Origin of the sequence: Paenibacillus sp. N3.4, from assembly GCF_008017805.1 — a bacterium.
Classification (GTDB): Bacteria; Bacillota; Bacilli; order Paenibacillales; family NBRC-103111; genus Paenibacillus_E.
Genome location: NZ_VRTT01000008.1, coordinates 104,018 through 120,837, shown reverse-complemented (window position 1 = coordinate 120,837; position 16,820 = coordinate 104,018). Strand labels below are relative to the sequence as shown.

The following is a 16,820-nucleotide window of genomic DNA, read 5'->3' as shown; positions in this document are numbered from 1 at the left end:
ATTTAAAGGATGTAAGTTCTTGTCTTTTTCGAAGACGAGAACTTACATCCTTTAGCGATACTGGCACTTAAATGGTTGATTAACGATTACTTCCGAAATAATGTCTGAAAAACTGACTCTTTATTTCTTCACTATTATTCATTTTTGTCTCATCCCTGAGCTTTCGATTGTAACCTTCACGTCAATGTTCCCAAGTTTGATTGAATCGCTTGGCTTGATGTTTTGTCGATAACAGCCAAGTTTTATATTGTAAATGTCGACACCTACTACGGAAGCGGTTTTCTCCTAAGTTTTGGAGCAAAGCGGCTTCCTTTTTTGAATAGATAGGCAGGGTGATTTCAATCATGAAATTGGATACGGCCCAAGCGGCGCTCGTATGTGTCACGATCTTCATTAAAGTTAGAAATGCGACCAGGAGCCATCGCCCCTGGTCGCGTTTCTATTACTTGTTTCCTCCATATCGTTTAATTGGAAGTAAATTTTGGAGTGTCCGCAAAAATTGAGCCTTGCTTGCGACAAAAGGCATCGGTTACACTACGTATACTTAGGCACTGTAACATCATATGAGGTGAGTCGTTCAAATGAAAATTATGGATTTATTTTCCAAGAGAAAGAACTTGATGCTGAGGAAAATGATAATCGTCTCGCTTTTTATTTCGATTGTGCCGACTGTCATCACGGGACTGGGCAGCTACTTATATGCTTCGTCCGTTGTAGAAACCGAAGTTAACAAAGCTAATTACCAGATTTTGAAGTCCGCTTCTGATAATGTGGATAAAAAACTGCAGACGATTCAGATCAATCTTTTGCAAATATTGAACTCACCTTATTTTCTTACGGATTACAGCGTGGATTTGAAAGTGGATCAGATCGACTTCTTTGGTAAAGTGTATAAGATACTCGGGGCTTTTCAAAATACGAACAAGGATTTACGCGAACTCGCAATCTATATACGGGACATCGCGTATGTCTCTCCGACGAGCGGGACGATCCGACCGGATGGTTTAAACAGGTCTGTCAGGGACAAATTTGACCGTGAGATGAAAGAAAATTATCGGTTACGCTGGTTAAATGAAACATTCCCAGTTACGCCCAACACGGATACGGGCAGAGGCGTTACACTAGTTAACAAGTTTCCTCTCGGCAGCAATGATCCGATCGGACTGGTCATCGCGTCAGTAGACGCGAGTCAATTCCGCGAAACCATCGGGGATTCGACTGTCTATAAAGGACAATACATGTTCGTTGTAAGCGAATCTGGGAAGTTAGTCACAACAACATCGGATGAGCTTCAGCCAAGCAATTTCTATGAGAGCATTTTGCAGGCAGGCGAAGGGAAGTCTAAGTATAATTTTAATTGGAAAGGTACTTCCTATCTGGTTACAAGCATCACTTCAAACTACAGTCATTGGAAATATATCGATGTGATTCCAGTGAAAGAATTGAACGCCAAGTCTAGAGGCATTGCGTTCATGACGATGGGCATCGTTTTCTTCTTCATCCTTGTTAGCGTCGGCGGTTCATTCTTCGGTAGTCGAAAAATTTACCGGCCTGTGGAACGATTGCTGGCTAGCATAAGAAGTGATTCCGGTGCGGAGATTGATTCCGATGAGATGGGGTTCGTCCATCGGAATTGGTTGGAGCTCAAGCATACGGCATCCCAACTCAAGAATGAACTGTCGCATCAGCTGCCGATCATTCGGGAGTCTTTCGTCCTGCAACTGCTGCAGGGCCAATTTGCCCATTATTCCAATAAGCAATTAGGCGAACTATTGAAGCGGTATCAGCTTCCGGATCAAGCAGAGTTCGCTGTGCTGTCGGTTGCGTTCGATATGGATGAGGCCCATGAGGGAAAATTCCGTGACAGTGACAAAGAGCTTATGCTTTTTTCCATGAAAAATATTATTGACGAATTTATTCCTCAGAGTGGCTGGCTAGGCGTTACGGTCAACGTATTTAACGACAGTATGGTCTCTTGGTTATGGAATGTGCCGGAAACACCGGGAGCGGACAAGGAGGAACCCGATTTCTTTGCTTTCGCTGAAAACATGCGAAATATGCTATCAAATTATTTGCATCTCCCGGTGACGGTCGGGCTGAGCGGAGTCGGTTATGAGACGAAGGAAGTTCCGCGATTGTACCGCCAAGCGATGTTCGCTCTGGAGTCTCGCATTATTACGGGGAGGAATAAAGTGCTGCAGGAAGAAGGAAGCCTTGTCAGCGACAGCAGCTACCCCGTGGAGCTGGAGCAGCACTTCGAGAATTCGTTGAAGCTTGGCAATCAAGAGGAAGCGGAGCGCATGTTGAACGACTTCATGGAGACAGTTAGAAGGCAGGCGAGATCTCCGGAAGGCGTGCTTCTATACTACAATCAGCTGCTTGCCGCTACGATGAGAACGGCTTACAGCTTGAAAGTGGAGCCAAAGCAACTGTTCGAACAATACGATCCTTATACGCATTTACGCAAGTTGAAAAGCATCGAGGAGATTAACCTATGGTTTCTGACAGCGCTGGTTTCACCAATTATTACTTCCGTTCAGGGAAATCGATACGGGGAGTATGAACGAATGGTGATGACTGCCGTAAGCTACATTCACGACAATTATCATCGGGATCTCTCGCTTGAAGAATGCGCGGATTATTGCGGAGTCAGTACGTTCCAGATTAGCAAATGGTTTAAGAAAATTATGCAGACTGTCTTCATTGATTATTTGACGGAATATCGTATTGAGAAAGCAAAGCAAATATTAGCGGAAACCGATTTGCCGGTCAGCGAGATAGCTCTTCTCGTCGGGTATCAGCGTCAAAATTTCATGCGCGTCTTCAAGAAACAGGTCGGTACAACTCCTGGTCAATACAGGGAATCAGTCAAAACATAGCAATCTATATGCTTGCGGGATTAAGTCCTGCAAGCTTTATTTTTGTTTGATAAAATCGTATCCTCTCAAATGTCGTATTTATTGTAAGGTGATCCCGTTGCCGCAAGGAATGCGACACGACCCGGCAAAGCCTTGGTCTGACGGGGGTTGCAGCTCTACGCAACAATTGCGTCTTGTAGACTACAAAGCATGAATCGTATATTGCATATATGAAATCTGCATTTGCAGCTATGAGAGGTGACGAATATGACATTATGGTTAAGGGGCTGGAGCGTAGCCCTGAAGCGAGACAAGTATTTGTACTTATTAATGACGCCAGGCTTACTCTTTTTTCTCATCTTTAAATACGGACCCATGTGGGGCTTGTCGTTAGCGTTCCAAAACTACTCTCCGTTCCTCGGGTTCTGGAAAAGCGAATGGGTGGGCTTCAAATATTTCAGTGATTTCTTAACGAATCCTGATTTTTTTAAGCTGCTGCGGAATACGCTAGCGATTAGTTTCTTGAACATCCTGTTCTTTTTCCCGGCACCGATCATCTTGGCTTTGATGCTTAATGAAGTGCGCCGAGTAAGGTTTAAGAAATTTGTACAAACAGCGATATATTTGCCCCACTTTGTGTCATGGGTCGTTATTGCTGGTATTTCCTTCATTTTGCTAAGCAAGTCCTCAGGGGTCGTTAACGGGCTAATTGTTGAGGCGGGCGGGACGAAAATTGATTTTCTGACGAATGCGAATACGTTCTGGTTATTATTGACGTCGCAAAGTATTTGGAAGGACGCCGGATATGGGACGATCATTTTCCTTGCGGCGCTGACCGGCATCAATCCCGAGCAATACGAAGCGGCTCAGATTGACGGAGCAAGCCGGTGGAAACAACTGCTGTACATCACGCTGCCAGGGATTAAGTCCACCATCGTCGTACTGCTCATTTTGCGACTAGGCTCGGTTATGGATGTCGGTTTCGAGCAGGTGTATCTGATGAGCAGCGCTCCTGTAGAAAGCATTGGCGACGTGTTCGATACGTATGCATATCGCGTCGGTGTTCAGCAAGGGAGATTCAGCTTTGCCGTGGCCGCAGGTATGTTCAAATCAATTGTCGGCTTCATTTTAGTCGTCGCGGCCAACCGCATCGCTAAGAAAATGGGAGAGGAAGGAGTGTATTAGGATGGATCGTTCCTCCAAATGGTTTGATATCTTTATCTATATTGTACTGTTTTTATTTTCACTCTCTACCGTATTGCCGTTCATCTACATCACGATCGTGTCCTTCACAGATCCGCATGAGTTTTTGACGACGCCGGTCATGCTGTTTCCGAAGACTTGGAGTTTAGCGTCGTACCGTTACATCATGTCATCCAACCAATTTATTAATTCCTTCTTTATCACAACGATGCTGACGATCGTCGGTACGGTCTGTGCACTCTTGGTGACGTCAGGATTGGCATATGGGTTATCGCGCAAGAGATTGAAAGGCCGAAATTTCATACTGACTGCGATTTTATTCACGATGTTGTTTAACCCGGGCATCATGCCTAACTATTTATTGATTCGAAATATAGGTTTATTGAACAGTTTCTGGGCGCTGGTGCTGCCGGGGTTAGCGACAGCTTTTTACGTGCTGCTTATGAAAAGCTTCTTCCAAGACGTGCCTGCAGAGCTGGAGGAATCAGGGGAAATAGACGGCTGCTCGGATATCGGAATCTTTTTCCGGATTATTCTCCCAATTTCGCTCCCGGTTATCGCCGCATTTAGTTTATTTTACGGTGTCGGGTATTGGAACACGTATTTCAATGGCGTACTTTACATCAATAAGGATACGCTGCGTCCACTCCAAGTCGTCTTGCAGCAAATGTTGGCCGCTAGCTCTGCGCCAGCCGATTATGCCGAAGCTTCAAGCGCTGTAATACCGGCAGAAACCGTAAAAATGGCGGCTGTCGTGCTTTCAGCAGTTCCGATCGTAATGGTATATCCGTTCCTTCAAAAATATTTTGTTAAGGGCTTAACGCTTGGATCGGTGAAGGGTTAAGTAAATATTTGTTGAGAGGGGGGATGCCTTTCTTTAAAAATGGAAATAAAAGTAACATTTTCAAAGGCGGGCAGCAACATCCGAAAGAAAAATAGAGGAGGCAACAACCAATGAAAAAGGTTTTGAAAATGACTGGCCTTACGACAGCTGCGGTCCTTATGTTAATCACGACTGCATGCGGTAACAGCAATACCGCTAAACCAACGGATACGCAACCATCAACATCTGCAAAAGCAGCGGAATCTAAAACACCTACTGAAATTACGATTATCTCGCCAACTTACAATGATTCGCCGAAAAATGATTTGGAAGGCATTCTGCAAGTCAATCAAAAGTTAAATGTAAAAATCAATGCTACGTATGTTCCTTCGAACAATTACGACGATAAAGTTAACGTCATGCTGGCTTCGAACGACTTGCCAGATTTGACGGTTGTATGGGACATTACGAAACAAAATTGGACGCAAGCGCTTGGGCAAGGCGCATTCTGGGATTTAACGCCATATATCAAGAACTATCCGAACTTATCCAAGATCGATCCTAACATTTATAGCGCTTTATCGTTCAACGGCAAGAACATGGGGATACCGCGGGTTAGACCGCAGGATGGCCATGAATCGCTTATTATTCGCAAAGACTGGTTGGATAAACTGGGCTTACAGCCGCCGAAGACGACTGACGAATTGTATAAAGTTATGGAGGCTTTTACGAAAAACGATCCGGACGGAAACGGAAAGGCTGATACTTACGGATTTGCATCATTTGCTACGCCGTCGCCTCAAACATACCTTTTCTCAATGTTCGGCTCATCTTCTTCACAAAATGGAGCTCTTATGCAAGGCTGGGCAAAAGACAGCTCTGGTCAATTAACCCCGGCATTTGCTTCTCCGCAGATGAAGGCTGCGCTCACTTACTGGAGCAAAGCGTTCAAGGATGGCTTAGTCGTGCCAGATTATCCGGTTATGAAGGCCCAGCAGCTGAAAGATATGTTCATTCAAGGGAAAATCGGGATGTATGTCGGTAATATTGTAGACATTTACAATTCTCCGAATGTGATCAAAGAACTTCAAAAGGTGAATCCGAAAGCGGATGCAGTTGCTTATGAGCTGCCTGCAGCTCCGGACGGCAAGCGTTACTATGAAAAAAGTACAGGCTCTTTCGGTCAACTGATGATCAGCAAGAAAGTTTCGGAAGATAAAATGAAGAAGATTTTGGAAGTCATGGATTATGGCAATTCACTTGAGGGCTGGAAGCAGATCCAATATGGTGTGAAGGATAAAGACTATACGGATACCAGCATTCCGACAATCGTGGTACAGACAGATGCCGGCAAGGCGAATCAGTATACGAACCCCGGTCAATGGATACCTGGCTACTTTAACAAATATTCAAGAGCCGAACACGGAGACATGCCACAAGAAGTCATCAAGTATGACCACGATCTTGTTGATGCGATCAGCAAGAACTCCATATTGGATCCGTCCGCAGGTATCAATACATCAACGAATGGAGAAAAGGGCGCTGATTTCCTTAAGAAAATTAATGACAATGAAATCAATACCCTTGTAGGTAAAAACAGTGTAGACGATTGGGATAAGTTCGTTAAATCTATGATGGATGACGCCTCCTTCCAGAAGCTAGCTAAAGAAGTGAACGATGCCTATAAAGCTAAGACTGGCGGTAAATAACCAATTTCATCGAAACCGGCGAACCCGCAATCGACCATAGGTAAAATTGAGCTTGATACTTGATAGTAACAACTCAATAAGAGATCTAAGATATGTAGCGGCAGGTACGGCGATGTCCGTACCCGTCGTTTTTTTATTCATACATAAGTAGGAGAAGTGATGGACATGCTGATGGATCGCTATTTAAATGATATTTCTGGACTCATAACTCCGTATGAAAGCTATTATCCGTACCCAAATGTTGAAGAAAGGGCAACATGGGAATCCATTCCGGATACGATTCGAACATACTGGATTTCCAAGGGAGAAGGTTACCTTGGCTTTTCATGGCCGGCAATTACGGCTGTAGATTACATACAATATTCAAGAAATGGAAATGTTGTCCGATATCAGAACAAATACGAGGAACGCAGGAGTGTATTGGCTTCCTTAGTCCTTGCTGAATGTATGGAGGGAGATGGCCGCTTTATCGACCAGATTATGAATGGGATCTGGACTATTTGTGAAGAAACCTCCTGGGTGATTCCACCTCATATGGTCATTTCCAAAATAAGCTCCAATGACTGTATACCTAATATTTCCGACCAATACATTGATTTGTGTGCCGGGGAGACGGCAAGCTTAATGGCCACAACACATTACCTTTTGCAAAAACCGCTGGATGCAGTCAGTCCCAACATATGTGGTCGAATTCGTATGGAAATGAAGCGCCGGATTTTCGACCCGTATCTGGAACGTAACGATTTATGGTGGATGGGGCTGGAAACGAACCGTAAAATGAATAACTGGAATCCGTGGATCAACTCCAACTGTCTTTCTGCTTTCCTTTTGCTGGAGAGAAGCGATGAGCGTCGTTACCGAGGAATTGAAAAGGTCATGCGAACTCTGGACCGGTATATCAGCGATTGCAGTACGGACGGCGGATGCGATGAAGGTCCGGTTTACTGGGATCGTGCCGGCGGAGCATTGTTTGACTGTCTGGAACTGCTTTATGAAGCTTCACAAGGCAAGATGAACTTGTATAATGAGCCATTGATTAAAGAAATCGGACGCTTCTTATACAGAGTTCACATTGACGGTACCAACTTTGTCAACTTTGCTGATAGCAGCGCACAATTTGAAATAGCAGCTGATATCGTATACCGATACGGATCCCGGATTGGGGATCGGCAATTAGTGAGATTAGCGTCATCTGCGTACCAAACAAACAAACCGCCGCTCTCTAGATGGCTGACGCTGCATCGCATGATACCTTCCTTTTTTGTTGATGAAAAGATGAAGGAAATGGGAGAAACGCCCCCATTTGTTCGCGATGTATGGATGAACAGTATCGAAGTTATGACAGCAAGGGAACAAGAAGGCTCCAGCCGTGGTATGTATTTGGCCGTTAAAGGGGGCCATAACGATGAGAGCCATAATCATAATGATATCGGTCATTTCCTCGTATATTCGGACGGGAGCCCTTTTCTTATTGATATCGGTGTCGAAACGTATACCGCCAAGACGTTCAGTCCAGAGCGGTACGATATTTGGACGATGCAGTCAACGTACCATAATGTGCCTATGGTTAATGGAGTTCAACAGAAGGCCGGCATTGCGTATAAGGCAAGCGAGGTCAAGTATCAGGTCCATCATGAACAAGCGCAAATATCGATGAATCTCGCTTGCGCCTATCCGGAGGCAGCAGGTATCGTTTCGTGGAAACGAACTTATAGCCTTTATAGAAACAAAGAAGCTTTTATCGAGATCGTGGACGATTTTAAATTTCTTCAAGCGACTGACGATATTAAAATCCACATGATGACTCCTTGTATGCCTCAGATTGAGAGCAATGGAAGCATATTGCTGCAGAATGCCAGTGGCGAGAAGGTGAATATTCACTATGACGGAAGCACGCTTCTTGCGTTAAGCGAGGCAATCAAGCTAACGGATGAAAGACTGCGGGCAGTTTGGGGCGATTATTTGTATAGAATCACTTTAAAGGCTAAGCACGCTGTCTCCGCTTCTGTATGGACAATGCGTATTGGGAACGGATAAAAATGAACAAAAAACCGAATATTTTATTTCTTATGAGTGACGAACATCGCGCGGATACCACCGCCTTTGCAGGAAACCCCGTTATCCGTACTCCTAATCTGGATCGGCTCGCCGAAACCGGTGTCGTATTCACGAACGCCTACACCCCTTCGCCGATCTGTATCCCGGCTCGGCAAAGCATCATGTCCGGTCAACTGCCAGAGACGACGGGTTGCAAATCATACGGGCAAGATCTGGAGCCAGGCCATATGACCTTTGCCCGCCGTTTCGCACAATATGGTTACGCGACAGTTGCTTGCGGCAAGCTGCATCATATGGGGACCGACCAAATGCAAGGTTGGATGCAGCGGATCGGGAGCGAGATGCAGGTTGATCTTCCATTTCTCGAAGGCCGTGACGAAATAGCGTGCGGCAAGGCTGTAAAACCGGTTGGAGTAATGAAATGGGACCAGCCCAAGGAAGTGAAGCGTGCGGGAATCGGAAGGGCGCCACATACGGTTATGGATGCATACACGGTTCTCGGAGCGACTAATTTCATTGATGATTATTTTCTTAACCCTTATTATGATCGAGAATCGCCGGATCGTCCCCTGCTGCTGAAGGTAAGCCTTCTCCAGCCACACTATCCGTACATCGCGGACGGTGATAAATTTCGTTATTATTTGAACCGGGTGAAGCCCTTCGAGGATCAGGAAGTGTTCGACCATCCGTTTCTCAGCAGGCTTCAAGTACGGCCGGGCGTTGATGCATCGGAGCGGGAACTTCGGCGGGCGGTTGCCGCATACTACGCCATGATCGAAACGGTCGATGATCATTTTGGCACCATCCTGAAGGCTCTGGAGGCTGCCGGACAAAATCTGGACGATTGGATCATTATTTATACGAGCGATCATGGGGAAATGCTAGGTGAGCACGGTGTCTGGGAGAAGCAAAAATTTTTTGAGGGCAGCGTACGGGTACCGCTCATCTTTCGTTGGCCCAAAGGTTTTGATGGAGGCCGCATAGTTGCGGAGAATGTGAACCTGTGTGATCTGTTTGCAACGATGTGCGAGCTTAGTGATATCCCTGTCCCTCCAAGACTTGACAGCCGCAGCATGGTGCCGCTGCTTACGGGCAGCCAGCACGCATGGGACAATAGAACAATCTCCCAGTTCGGCCCGCATCACATTATGATTAAACAAGATCATTTGAAGTATCAATATTATGGTCCCGACATCCCGGAGGTTCTGTTCGATCTTAGCCGCAATCCGGAAGAAACGACGAACTTCAGCAGTGATCCCGACTATATGAGGGAGATGGAATCTTTTCGTAAGCAGCGGCGGGAATTTCGGCCAGAGGGAGCTATCAGCTGAATCTTTCCGGAATTAGATTGTCGGAGAACTGAGACTTGCGGAACATAGCAGGCGGAACGCCAATTTTATTGGTAAACACGCGTGTAAAATAATGAACGGAGTCGAAGCCTGTAACTTTTGCAATTTCTTTAATGGCAATTTCACTGTTTACCAATAAATTTGCGGACTTTTGAACTCTTCTTCCTGAATGTATTGGATGAAGGTTTGATCTAGATGACTTAAGAATAATCTGGACAAATGCCTCTCAGAGATATGTCTGGGAAGTGCCACAGGTAACGAATCATTAGTAGCGCCTACTAATTTTTTACTTCCAGTTTGAATAAAGGTTATTCTGCACACATTGGACAGAATCATTCTTAGCGCAATGGTAAGGGATTCCGTTATAGTATTGATGATTGAAGGGAATTTCTCATATTTATGTAGTTTTAATATTCTCGGAAAGCGAGTGATGAAATGAAAATAGCAGCACAGCTCTATACAATAAGGGATTTTTTAAAAACTCCCGAGGATGTCTCAATCAGTCTAAGAAAGGTTAAACAAATCGGTTATAATGCCATTCAAGTTTCAGGAATAGGTCCTATCAGTAATAATGAATTGAAAGAAATCGCAGATCGCGAGCAACTGACAATCTGTGCGACTCACATTCCATACTCGGAATTAACCAATAATCTGGATGCAGTTATTGAAAAGCATAAGATTTGGGATTGCAAATATGTGGGGTTAGGAGGTATGCCAGCGGAAAATCGCAGCAGCAAAGAAGGATATGTGACTTTCGCCAAAGAAGCATCGGAAATTGGAAAGAAATTAAAACAGGCAGGACTACAATTCTTTTATCATAACCATTCATTTGAGTTCGTAAAATTCGATGGGAAAACTGGATTGGATATTCTCATGGAGGAGACAGACCCAGAAGCCTTCGAATTCTTACTTGATCTCTACTGGGTTCAATCTGGAGGAGCAGATCCGATAGAATGGATAAATAAATTGAAAGGAAGAATGAAGCTTGTTCATTTGAAAGATTTTGCCGTGATGAGTGATATGGAACAGCGATTTGCCGAGATTGGTGAAGGTAATATGAATTACTCCCGAATTTTGGAGGCATGTCAAAGTGTTGGGGTAGAATGGGCTCCAGTTGAACAAGACGAATGTTATGGTCGAGATCCATTTGAGTGCTTGGCGACCAGCTTCAGTAACTTGAAGAACCTTGGTGTGGATGTTTAATTGATATCAACAAGGAGAAGAGATGGATATGCCGATGGATCGCTATTTGAATGATATTTCCAGACTAATAACTCTGTATGAAAACTATAATCCGTATCAAAGGTAGAAGAAAGGACAACATGGAACTTTTGCAATTTCTTTAATGGCCATTTCACTGTTTACCAGCAAATCTACGGACATTTGAACTCTTCTTTCCTGAGCTGCGGCTGACGATCTATTAAGAGCCTTGATTTCGCATTGGAGCCGGTATTGTAAATCTCATTCATGCCTATGACGCCGATATCGTCATCTTAAGCGGGGGCCTAATGAAATCAAAGAAAGACATTGTACCGCTGCTTCAGGAACACGTTCATCGTCACGCTTATACGCCATGGGGGAAGGTGCGGTTTGCTGTTGCGGAAGGTCCGGACACCTCGGTGCTCTTGGGGAGATTTTGTGCGGCAATCTTGTTGCTGCAAGGAAATGACCCCTGCGCAACAATTGCGTCTTGTAGGCTACAAGGCCTGAATCGTATATTGTAAGCATGAAATTTGCACTTGCAGCTACGAGTGGTGTGAACTATGACAGCAACTGAAGCGAAGCGCCAAACATTTTGGCGCTCGATTAAGAGGCTATACGTAATGAGGTATTCGGGAAAGCGGAAAAGCTGCTGGCTTTAAGCTCATAACAGATGGGAATGGCCTTATTTGTCCAAAAGCACAAAACGAAAAATAATGGATTTTCCCGGTGCTGCTTTATAATCCGTTATTGCGAGTAAAGTTTCGCCATTTCGTAAAATAGGGCCTTATACAATTTGCAGAATAAGACGTGAAGGAGCAATCAATATGAACCAATGGAGAGAGGCAATCGAGGACGCCTTGCAAAAAACGAAGCGAAATATCGTGAAATTCGGCGATTTGTTCCCACATGTCAGCACCGACGGTGACGGTGGCAAAACGTACACGCTGAATCCGAATGATGATTGGACCGACGGTTTCTGGTCGGGAATTCTTTGGCTTTGCTTTGAATACAGCAAAGATGAAACGTTTAAACTTGCGGCTGAACAAACAGTGGAAAGCTTCCGCAAACGGCTAGCGGATAACAGCGCCCTTGAACATCACGACATCGGCTTCCTGTACTCGCTCTCAGCAAAAGCGCAGTGGATAATCGAGAAGGATGTGAGGGCCAGACAACTCACTTTGCTGGCAGCCGATAAGCTGATGACTCGTTGGCGCGAGAAGGGGGAGTACATTCAGGCTTGGGGACCGATTGGCGACGAACATAATGGCGGCCGTATCATCATCGACTGCCTTATGAACCTGCCTCTGCTGTTCTGGGCTTACGAACAATCTGGCGATGAGCGCTATCGCGACGCAGCGGTCGCTCATGCCGACAAGAGCCGCCGTTACCTCGTTCGCGGCGACGATTCTTCGTACCATACGTTCCATTTTGACCAGGAGACGGCCGAGCCGATCGGTGGCACGACGCATCAAGGCTTCACTAACGGCTCGACGTGGACACGCGGACAGGCTTGGGGCATTTACGGCTTTGCTCTGTCGTATCGTTATACGAAAAATCCGCTCTACTTAGAAACTTCGCGGCGCCTTGCGCGTTTCTTCTTGCGGAATTTGCCAGAAGATCATGTGGCTTACTGGGATTTCAATGTACCAATCAACGAGAATACGTACCGTGATAGCTCCGCTTCAGCAATCGTGGCAGCGGGACTGCAAGAACTTATTTCCCAGCTGGACGCGGATGACGTGGAACGCGCTTACTTTGAAGACGGGTTACACCGTTCACTGAAGTCGCTTGTTGAAAACTATTCGACGATCAATGAGCCTAACGCTGAGGGTCTCATCAAGCGCGGCTCCTACCACGTGAGAGGTAATTCGTCGCCGGATGACTTTATGATTTGGGGCGATTATTACTATCTGGAAGCGCTCATGCGCCTGGAAAAAGGGATTAAAGGATACTGGTATGAATAACGCCCATATATTTAAGAGGTAAACAATGCGGATGGACTTTGAATATCAATTGCTTGAAGAGAAATAGGAGGATGGATTGGAAAATGAACCAACTAACCGCAGTATTGATCGGTGCTGGAGCCAGAGGAGCACATAGTTACGCGCCATACGCACTGGATAATCCGCATGAACTGAAATTTGTCGCCGTTGCCGAAGCAGATGATACCCGAAGAGAGAATTTCGCTAAGTTGCACAATATATCTTCCGATTGTTGCTTCGAGTCGTGGGAACAGTTGCTGGAGCGGCAGAAAATGGCCGATATTGCTGTTATCTGCACTCAAGACCATATGCATTTCGAGCCGACCATGCAAGCACTGGCGAAGAAGTATCATGTGCTGCTGGAAAAGCCGATGTCGCCAACTCCGAAGGAATGTATCGAGATGGAACGTACGGCAAAAGAAAACGACCGTCTCTTAACGATTTGCCACGTGCTTCGTTACACGCCGTTGTGGTCCGCAATAAAGCGAGTCATCTCTGAAGGGAAAATTGGTCAAGTCGTGTCGATTCAATTAAATGAAAATGTAGGATATTGGCATATCGCCCACAGCTTCGTACGTGGCAATTGGAACAACTCGGAGACGTCAAGCCCGATGATATTGGCCAAATCGTGTCACGATATGGACGCTTTATCCTGGCTGATGGAACAGCCTTGTGTACGCATCAGCTCATACGGATCGCTTATGCATTTCCACTCTGAGAACGCTCCAGAAGGTTCTGCCGATTACTGTATAAACGGATGCGCCGTCGAGTCTGCCTGTGTATATTCTGCACCTCGCTTTTATCTCGGAGAGGGTAAAAGCTGGGCGCGGCATTTTGTGGATGAGCTGACTAAGGAAAACATCGTGAGAGGTCTTCAAGATACAAACTATGGGCGTTGCGTCTATAAAAGCGATAATAATGTGGTTGATCATCAGGTGGTCAATATGGAGTTCGCGAATGGCGCTACTGCCATGTTCAGCATGTGCGGCTTCACGAGGCACCAGGAGCGGAGGATTCAAATCATGGGAACCAAAGGCGAAATTCGGGCTGAGGAAAGCAAAATCGTTGTGTACGATTTCTTGACCCATGAGGAAACCGTCATTGAAATTCCGAAGCAAACTAGCGGTCACGGCGGGGGAGACAGCAACATTATACGCAGCTTCCTTAAGGAGGTCCGCAGCTACACGGGCGAAGAAAGCCTCACCTCGGCTTCAGCTTCCGTAAGAAGCCATATGATGGCCTTTGCTGCAGAGTATTCGAGACTTCATAAAGGTAAGTCGATTGAGCTGAATGAATTTTACAACAGCATAAAGAATGCATCGGAATCGACTTCTAAAGGTTAAGTCTGAATTGAGGTTTGAGCTTGAAAAAGGACCTCTTGGTATGATCGGTTTGAATTAGAAGGTCGAAGTCCTTTGTTCAATTGCTTCAAATTTGCTGGGGGCGTAAGCCCGCAATGCCGACTGCCGCGCTTTACATGTGATCCCTGGGTCTCAGGCTATATTCATACTGCTGTCCGAAACGGAAGTACCCCGGGTTTTCTCCGCAAACCATAAGACCCATCCCCCAATCAAAATGGGTATCCGCCATAGGAAGGTCCATTGCATCCCTGTACTGGAACAGGACGTTGCGACGCGGTCTTCCGCTTCGGTTGACATTCGAACCGTGAATGGTCAGGTAGCTAAAGAACAGCACATCTCCTATTTTCGCCGGACACGGTGTACCCATGGAGATTGGAAATTCCCTGTGGTCCAGATAATACTTGCCCACATGCGGGAGCACCCCTGCTTTATGAGAGCCTGGGATGACCCGGAGGCAGCCGTTTTCGTCGTCCGCATCGTCCAAATGGACACTGGCCGCCAGCATCGTATGATGGCTGTGGGGAAAGTACGGCGCATCCTGGTGCATAGGGAAAGCGGCGCCTCTCTCCGGCGGCTTGACCAGCATTTTGTGTTGCAGAGCAGGCGAAGCAAATTATCAAGTTTAGAGATGGTAGATTGGTTTATTGAAATGAATAATTTTAGTAACAAAGATCGGCCTTACGAGATAAATCGTAGGGCTTTTACTTTCTTTGCGATGAAAAAGAAGCAACAATAATTCTATTAGACAATGGAAGTAATAATTTTTAGATACTTCACTGACAAATAGAATATTTTAGAAGAAACGAATTATTTGTTATCTCAGGGATGGAAGTAGTTAGTAAAAAATTCTTTGGGACGAGCGTTCAAGACTTGTGCGAATTTTGGCTTGCACGAAACCCGTGAATAAACGGGATCCATCCACCTCATTAAATACCATTACTAAAATAACTGTATTTCATTAGTGGCTCATTTCGGGAGCATTTGGGCAATTGATAAGGAGAGCCAATGTAAATCGTGGTTCTCCTTTTCTCTTACCAAATCATAGGAGATATATGAAACATCGATGCGGTTAAATGAAACAAGAATAAATATGAATCATTCTAACCGGTAATGTATCACGATTTATTTCGCTTCGTAATAAGTTAAGAGACCGGGGGTAGCGGTTATTTGATTTTTACGAGCCAGCCGGACAACCTTTCGTGTTTAAAAAACACGAGGGTGTCTCGCCTATGGATTACGAAAATGCACATGCTTCCTCTTTACACCGCAGTGTGGAAGAAAAATGAAACATACGCGGAAAAATGGAACATACCCTGGAGGAGCTAAAATGGTTCATGATATGGCAATTTGGTGATGTTCATCCCTTTCGCGAGGCGCTTATACTGAGGTTGCGCCGTCGAAACAATCCTTGAACAGGGAGGCGTACTTATATGATATCAATAAGGAGGCATGACCGCATGTTCCGTGCTTGTGCTAAGAAGAAAGCGGTATATTTTTCGAACTGACGTCTTATTTGGATAACATCGGGAATAATTTCCGCAGCTATAAAATCGAGGTGTTTCCTGCAGGTGTAAAGTACAGTCATGTCATGGAAGCGACGGGCGGCGGCCTGCATGTTGCCGGAGGATGGGCCGTGACACAGTTTCTTGAGGGCTTGGATTGTGGGATTCATGCCTTTATGCTAACTGGTATGCATGAAGTGTATACCCGCGATATACAGATTGTACACGGAGGGGGGAGAGAGCGGAGGCTGTAAGGTTATTTTATCGGCTACTGCCTGTTTTGGCGTTTGCGAACCAGCATCTGGACGTGTCGATCCACTTTTTCAAACGACTCTTATACAGGCAAGGGACTTACGATACCCCACGCGTGAGAGAGCCGATCTTAACATTTGACCAATGCCATGAGCGGATTGCGGATGAATTAATTGCCTATGTCTCTCAGTTGACAGCAGAGCTTGAAGAGGGAACAAAACCATGAGGAGGAACGGCTATTGAAGGCGGGAGCCGATCATATTGCAGGTGATTATTTAGATCTAAGTCAATGGTCGATATGGCTGAGATGGTGATCGAATCGGGATTAGAAGCAAACGGGTTGTAACCCCTTAAGCGAAAGGCGTGGAAATGACATTTTCTATTGTGGAGTCACGGCAATGTTTTGAAAGGGGTGATACAGAAGAGGTATTTGATGCTGCTCGATAGTTTGACCTTTGTTAAATAGAGTACAGCAACGGCGATTAACTTAATAAGTAAATTATCTCGGGAGGATGTGCAG

General features: G+C 45.5%; 13 protein-coding genes and 1 pseudogene. 12 read left to right on the top strand and 2 right to left on the bottom strand.

From position 1 onward, the window contains the following. Window positions 1-581: 581 nt before the first annotated feature. The 6 genes from FU659_RS06655 (at window position 582) to FU659_RS06630 (ending at window position 9,982) form a co-directional block, all read left to right on the top strand. Window positions 582-2,879 carry an AraC family transcriptional regulator gene (locus FU659_RS06655; RefSeq protein WP_147946832.1) on the top strand — a complete coding sequence of 766 codons (2,298 nt, stop codon included), beginning with the start codon at window positions 582-584 and terminating at the stop codon, window positions 2,877-2,879. Between the two features lie 246 nt (window positions 2,880-3,125). Further along, window positions 3,126-4,043, top strand: coding sequence for an ABC transporter permease (locus FU659_RS06650; RefSeq protein WP_147946831.1), 918 nt, complete (start codon window positions 3,126-3,128; stop codon window positions 4,041-4,043). 1 nt (window position 4,044) lies between these two features. Next, window positions 4,045-4,905 carry a carbohydrate ABC transporter permease gene (locus FU659_RS06645; RefSeq protein ID WP_147946830.1) on the top strand — a complete coding sequence of 287 codons (861 nt, stop codon included), beginning with the start codon at window positions 4,045-4,047 and terminating at the stop codon, window positions 4,903-4,905. Window positions 4,906-5,015: 110 nt separating this feature from the next. Beyond that, on the top strand, window positions 5,016-6,593 hold the full coding sequence (locus tag FU659_RS06640; RefSeq protein WP_147946829.1) for an extracellular solute-binding protein: 1,578 nt from the start codon (window positions 5,016-5,018) through the stop codon (window positions 6,591-6,593). Window positions 6,594-6,758: 165 nt separating this feature from the next. Continuing rightward, window positions 6,759-8,630, top strand: coding sequence for a heparinase II/III domain-containing protein (locus FU659_RS06635; RefSeq protein ID WP_187273954.1), 1,872 nt, complete (start codon window positions 6,759-6,761; stop codon window positions 8,628-8,630). Between the two features lie 2 nt (window positions 8,631-8,632). After that, on the top strand, window positions 8,633-9,982 hold the full coding sequence (locus tag FU659_RS06630; RefSeq protein ID WP_187273953.1) for a sulfatase-like hydrolase/transferase: 1,350 nt from the start codon (window positions 8,633-8,635) through the stop codon (window positions 9,980-9,982). Here FU659_RS06630 and FU659_RS36255 read toward each other — a convergent pair. Further along, a complete protein-coding gene (locus FU659_RS36255) occupies window positions 9,975-10,136 on the bottom strand; it encodes a hypothetical protein (protein WP_222708492.1) in 162 nt (53 codons plus the stop codon). The two genes, FU659_RS06630 and FU659_RS36255, sit on opposite strands and share 8 nt — an antisense overlap. A gap of 299 nt (window positions 10,137-10,435) precedes the next feature. Here FU659_RS36255 and FU659_RS06620 point away from each other — a divergent pair, with 299 nt between their 5' ends. The 3 genes from FU659_RS06620 (at window position 10,436) to FU659_RS06610 (ending at window position 14,528) form a co-directional block, all read left to right on the top strand. Further along, window positions 10,436-11,203, top strand: a complete 768-nt coding sequence (locus tag FU659_RS06620) for a sugar phosphate isomerase/epimerase family protein (protein ID WP_147946826.1) — start codon at window positions 10,436-10,438, stop codon at window positions 11,201-11,203. Between the two features lie 824 nt (window positions 11,204-12,027). Continuing rightward, on the top strand, window positions 12,028-13,167 hold the full coding sequence (locus FU659_RS06615) for a glycoside hydrolase family 88 protein (protein ID WP_147946825.1): 1,140 nt from the start codon (window positions 12,028-12,030) through the stop codon (window positions 13,165-13,167). Between the two features lie 83 nt (window positions 13,168-13,250). Then, a complete protein-coding gene (locus tag FU659_RS06610; RefSeq protein ID WP_147946824.1) occupies window positions 13,251-14,528 on the top strand; it encodes a Gfo/Idh/MocA family protein in 1,278 nt (425 codons plus the stop codon). A gap of 130 nt (window positions 14,529-14,658) precedes the next feature. Here the strand turns inward: FU659_RS06610 and FU659_RS06605 are convergent. Then, a pseudogene (locus FU659_RS06605) lies at window positions 14,659-15,135 on the bottom strand (phytanoyl-CoA dioxygenase family protein); the annotation flags it as partial. On the opposite strand from FU659_RS06605, the gene FU659_RS35205 reads away from it, so the two are divergent. The 3 genes from FU659_RS35205 to FU659_RS35200 all read left to right on the top strand — a co-directional run bounded on the left by FU659_RS35205 (window position 15,031) and on the right by FU659_RS35200 (window position 16,526). Next, complete coding sequence (locus tag FU659_RS35205) at window positions 15,031-15,282, top strand: hypothetical protein (protein ID WP_187273958.1); 252 nt, start codon at window positions 15,031-15,033, stop codon at window positions 15,280-15,282. The pseudogene FU659_RS06605 and the gene FU659_RS35205 overlap by 105 nt on opposite strands. Before the next feature lie 777 nt (window positions 15,283-16,059). Further along, complete coding sequence (locus FU659_RS06600; protein ID WP_147946822.1) at window positions 16,060-16,302, top strand: hypothetical protein; 243 nt, start codon at window positions 16,060-16,062, stop codon at window positions 16,300-16,302. A gap of 26 nt (window positions 16,303-16,328) precedes the next feature. Beyond that, window positions 16,329-16,526 (top strand): hypothetical protein, encoded by a 198-nt coding sequence (locus tag FU659_RS35200; protein ID WP_187273952.1) that lies wholly within the window; start codon window positions 16,329-16,331, stop codon window positions 16,524-16,526. Window positions 16,527-16,820 lie beyond the last annotated feature (294 nt).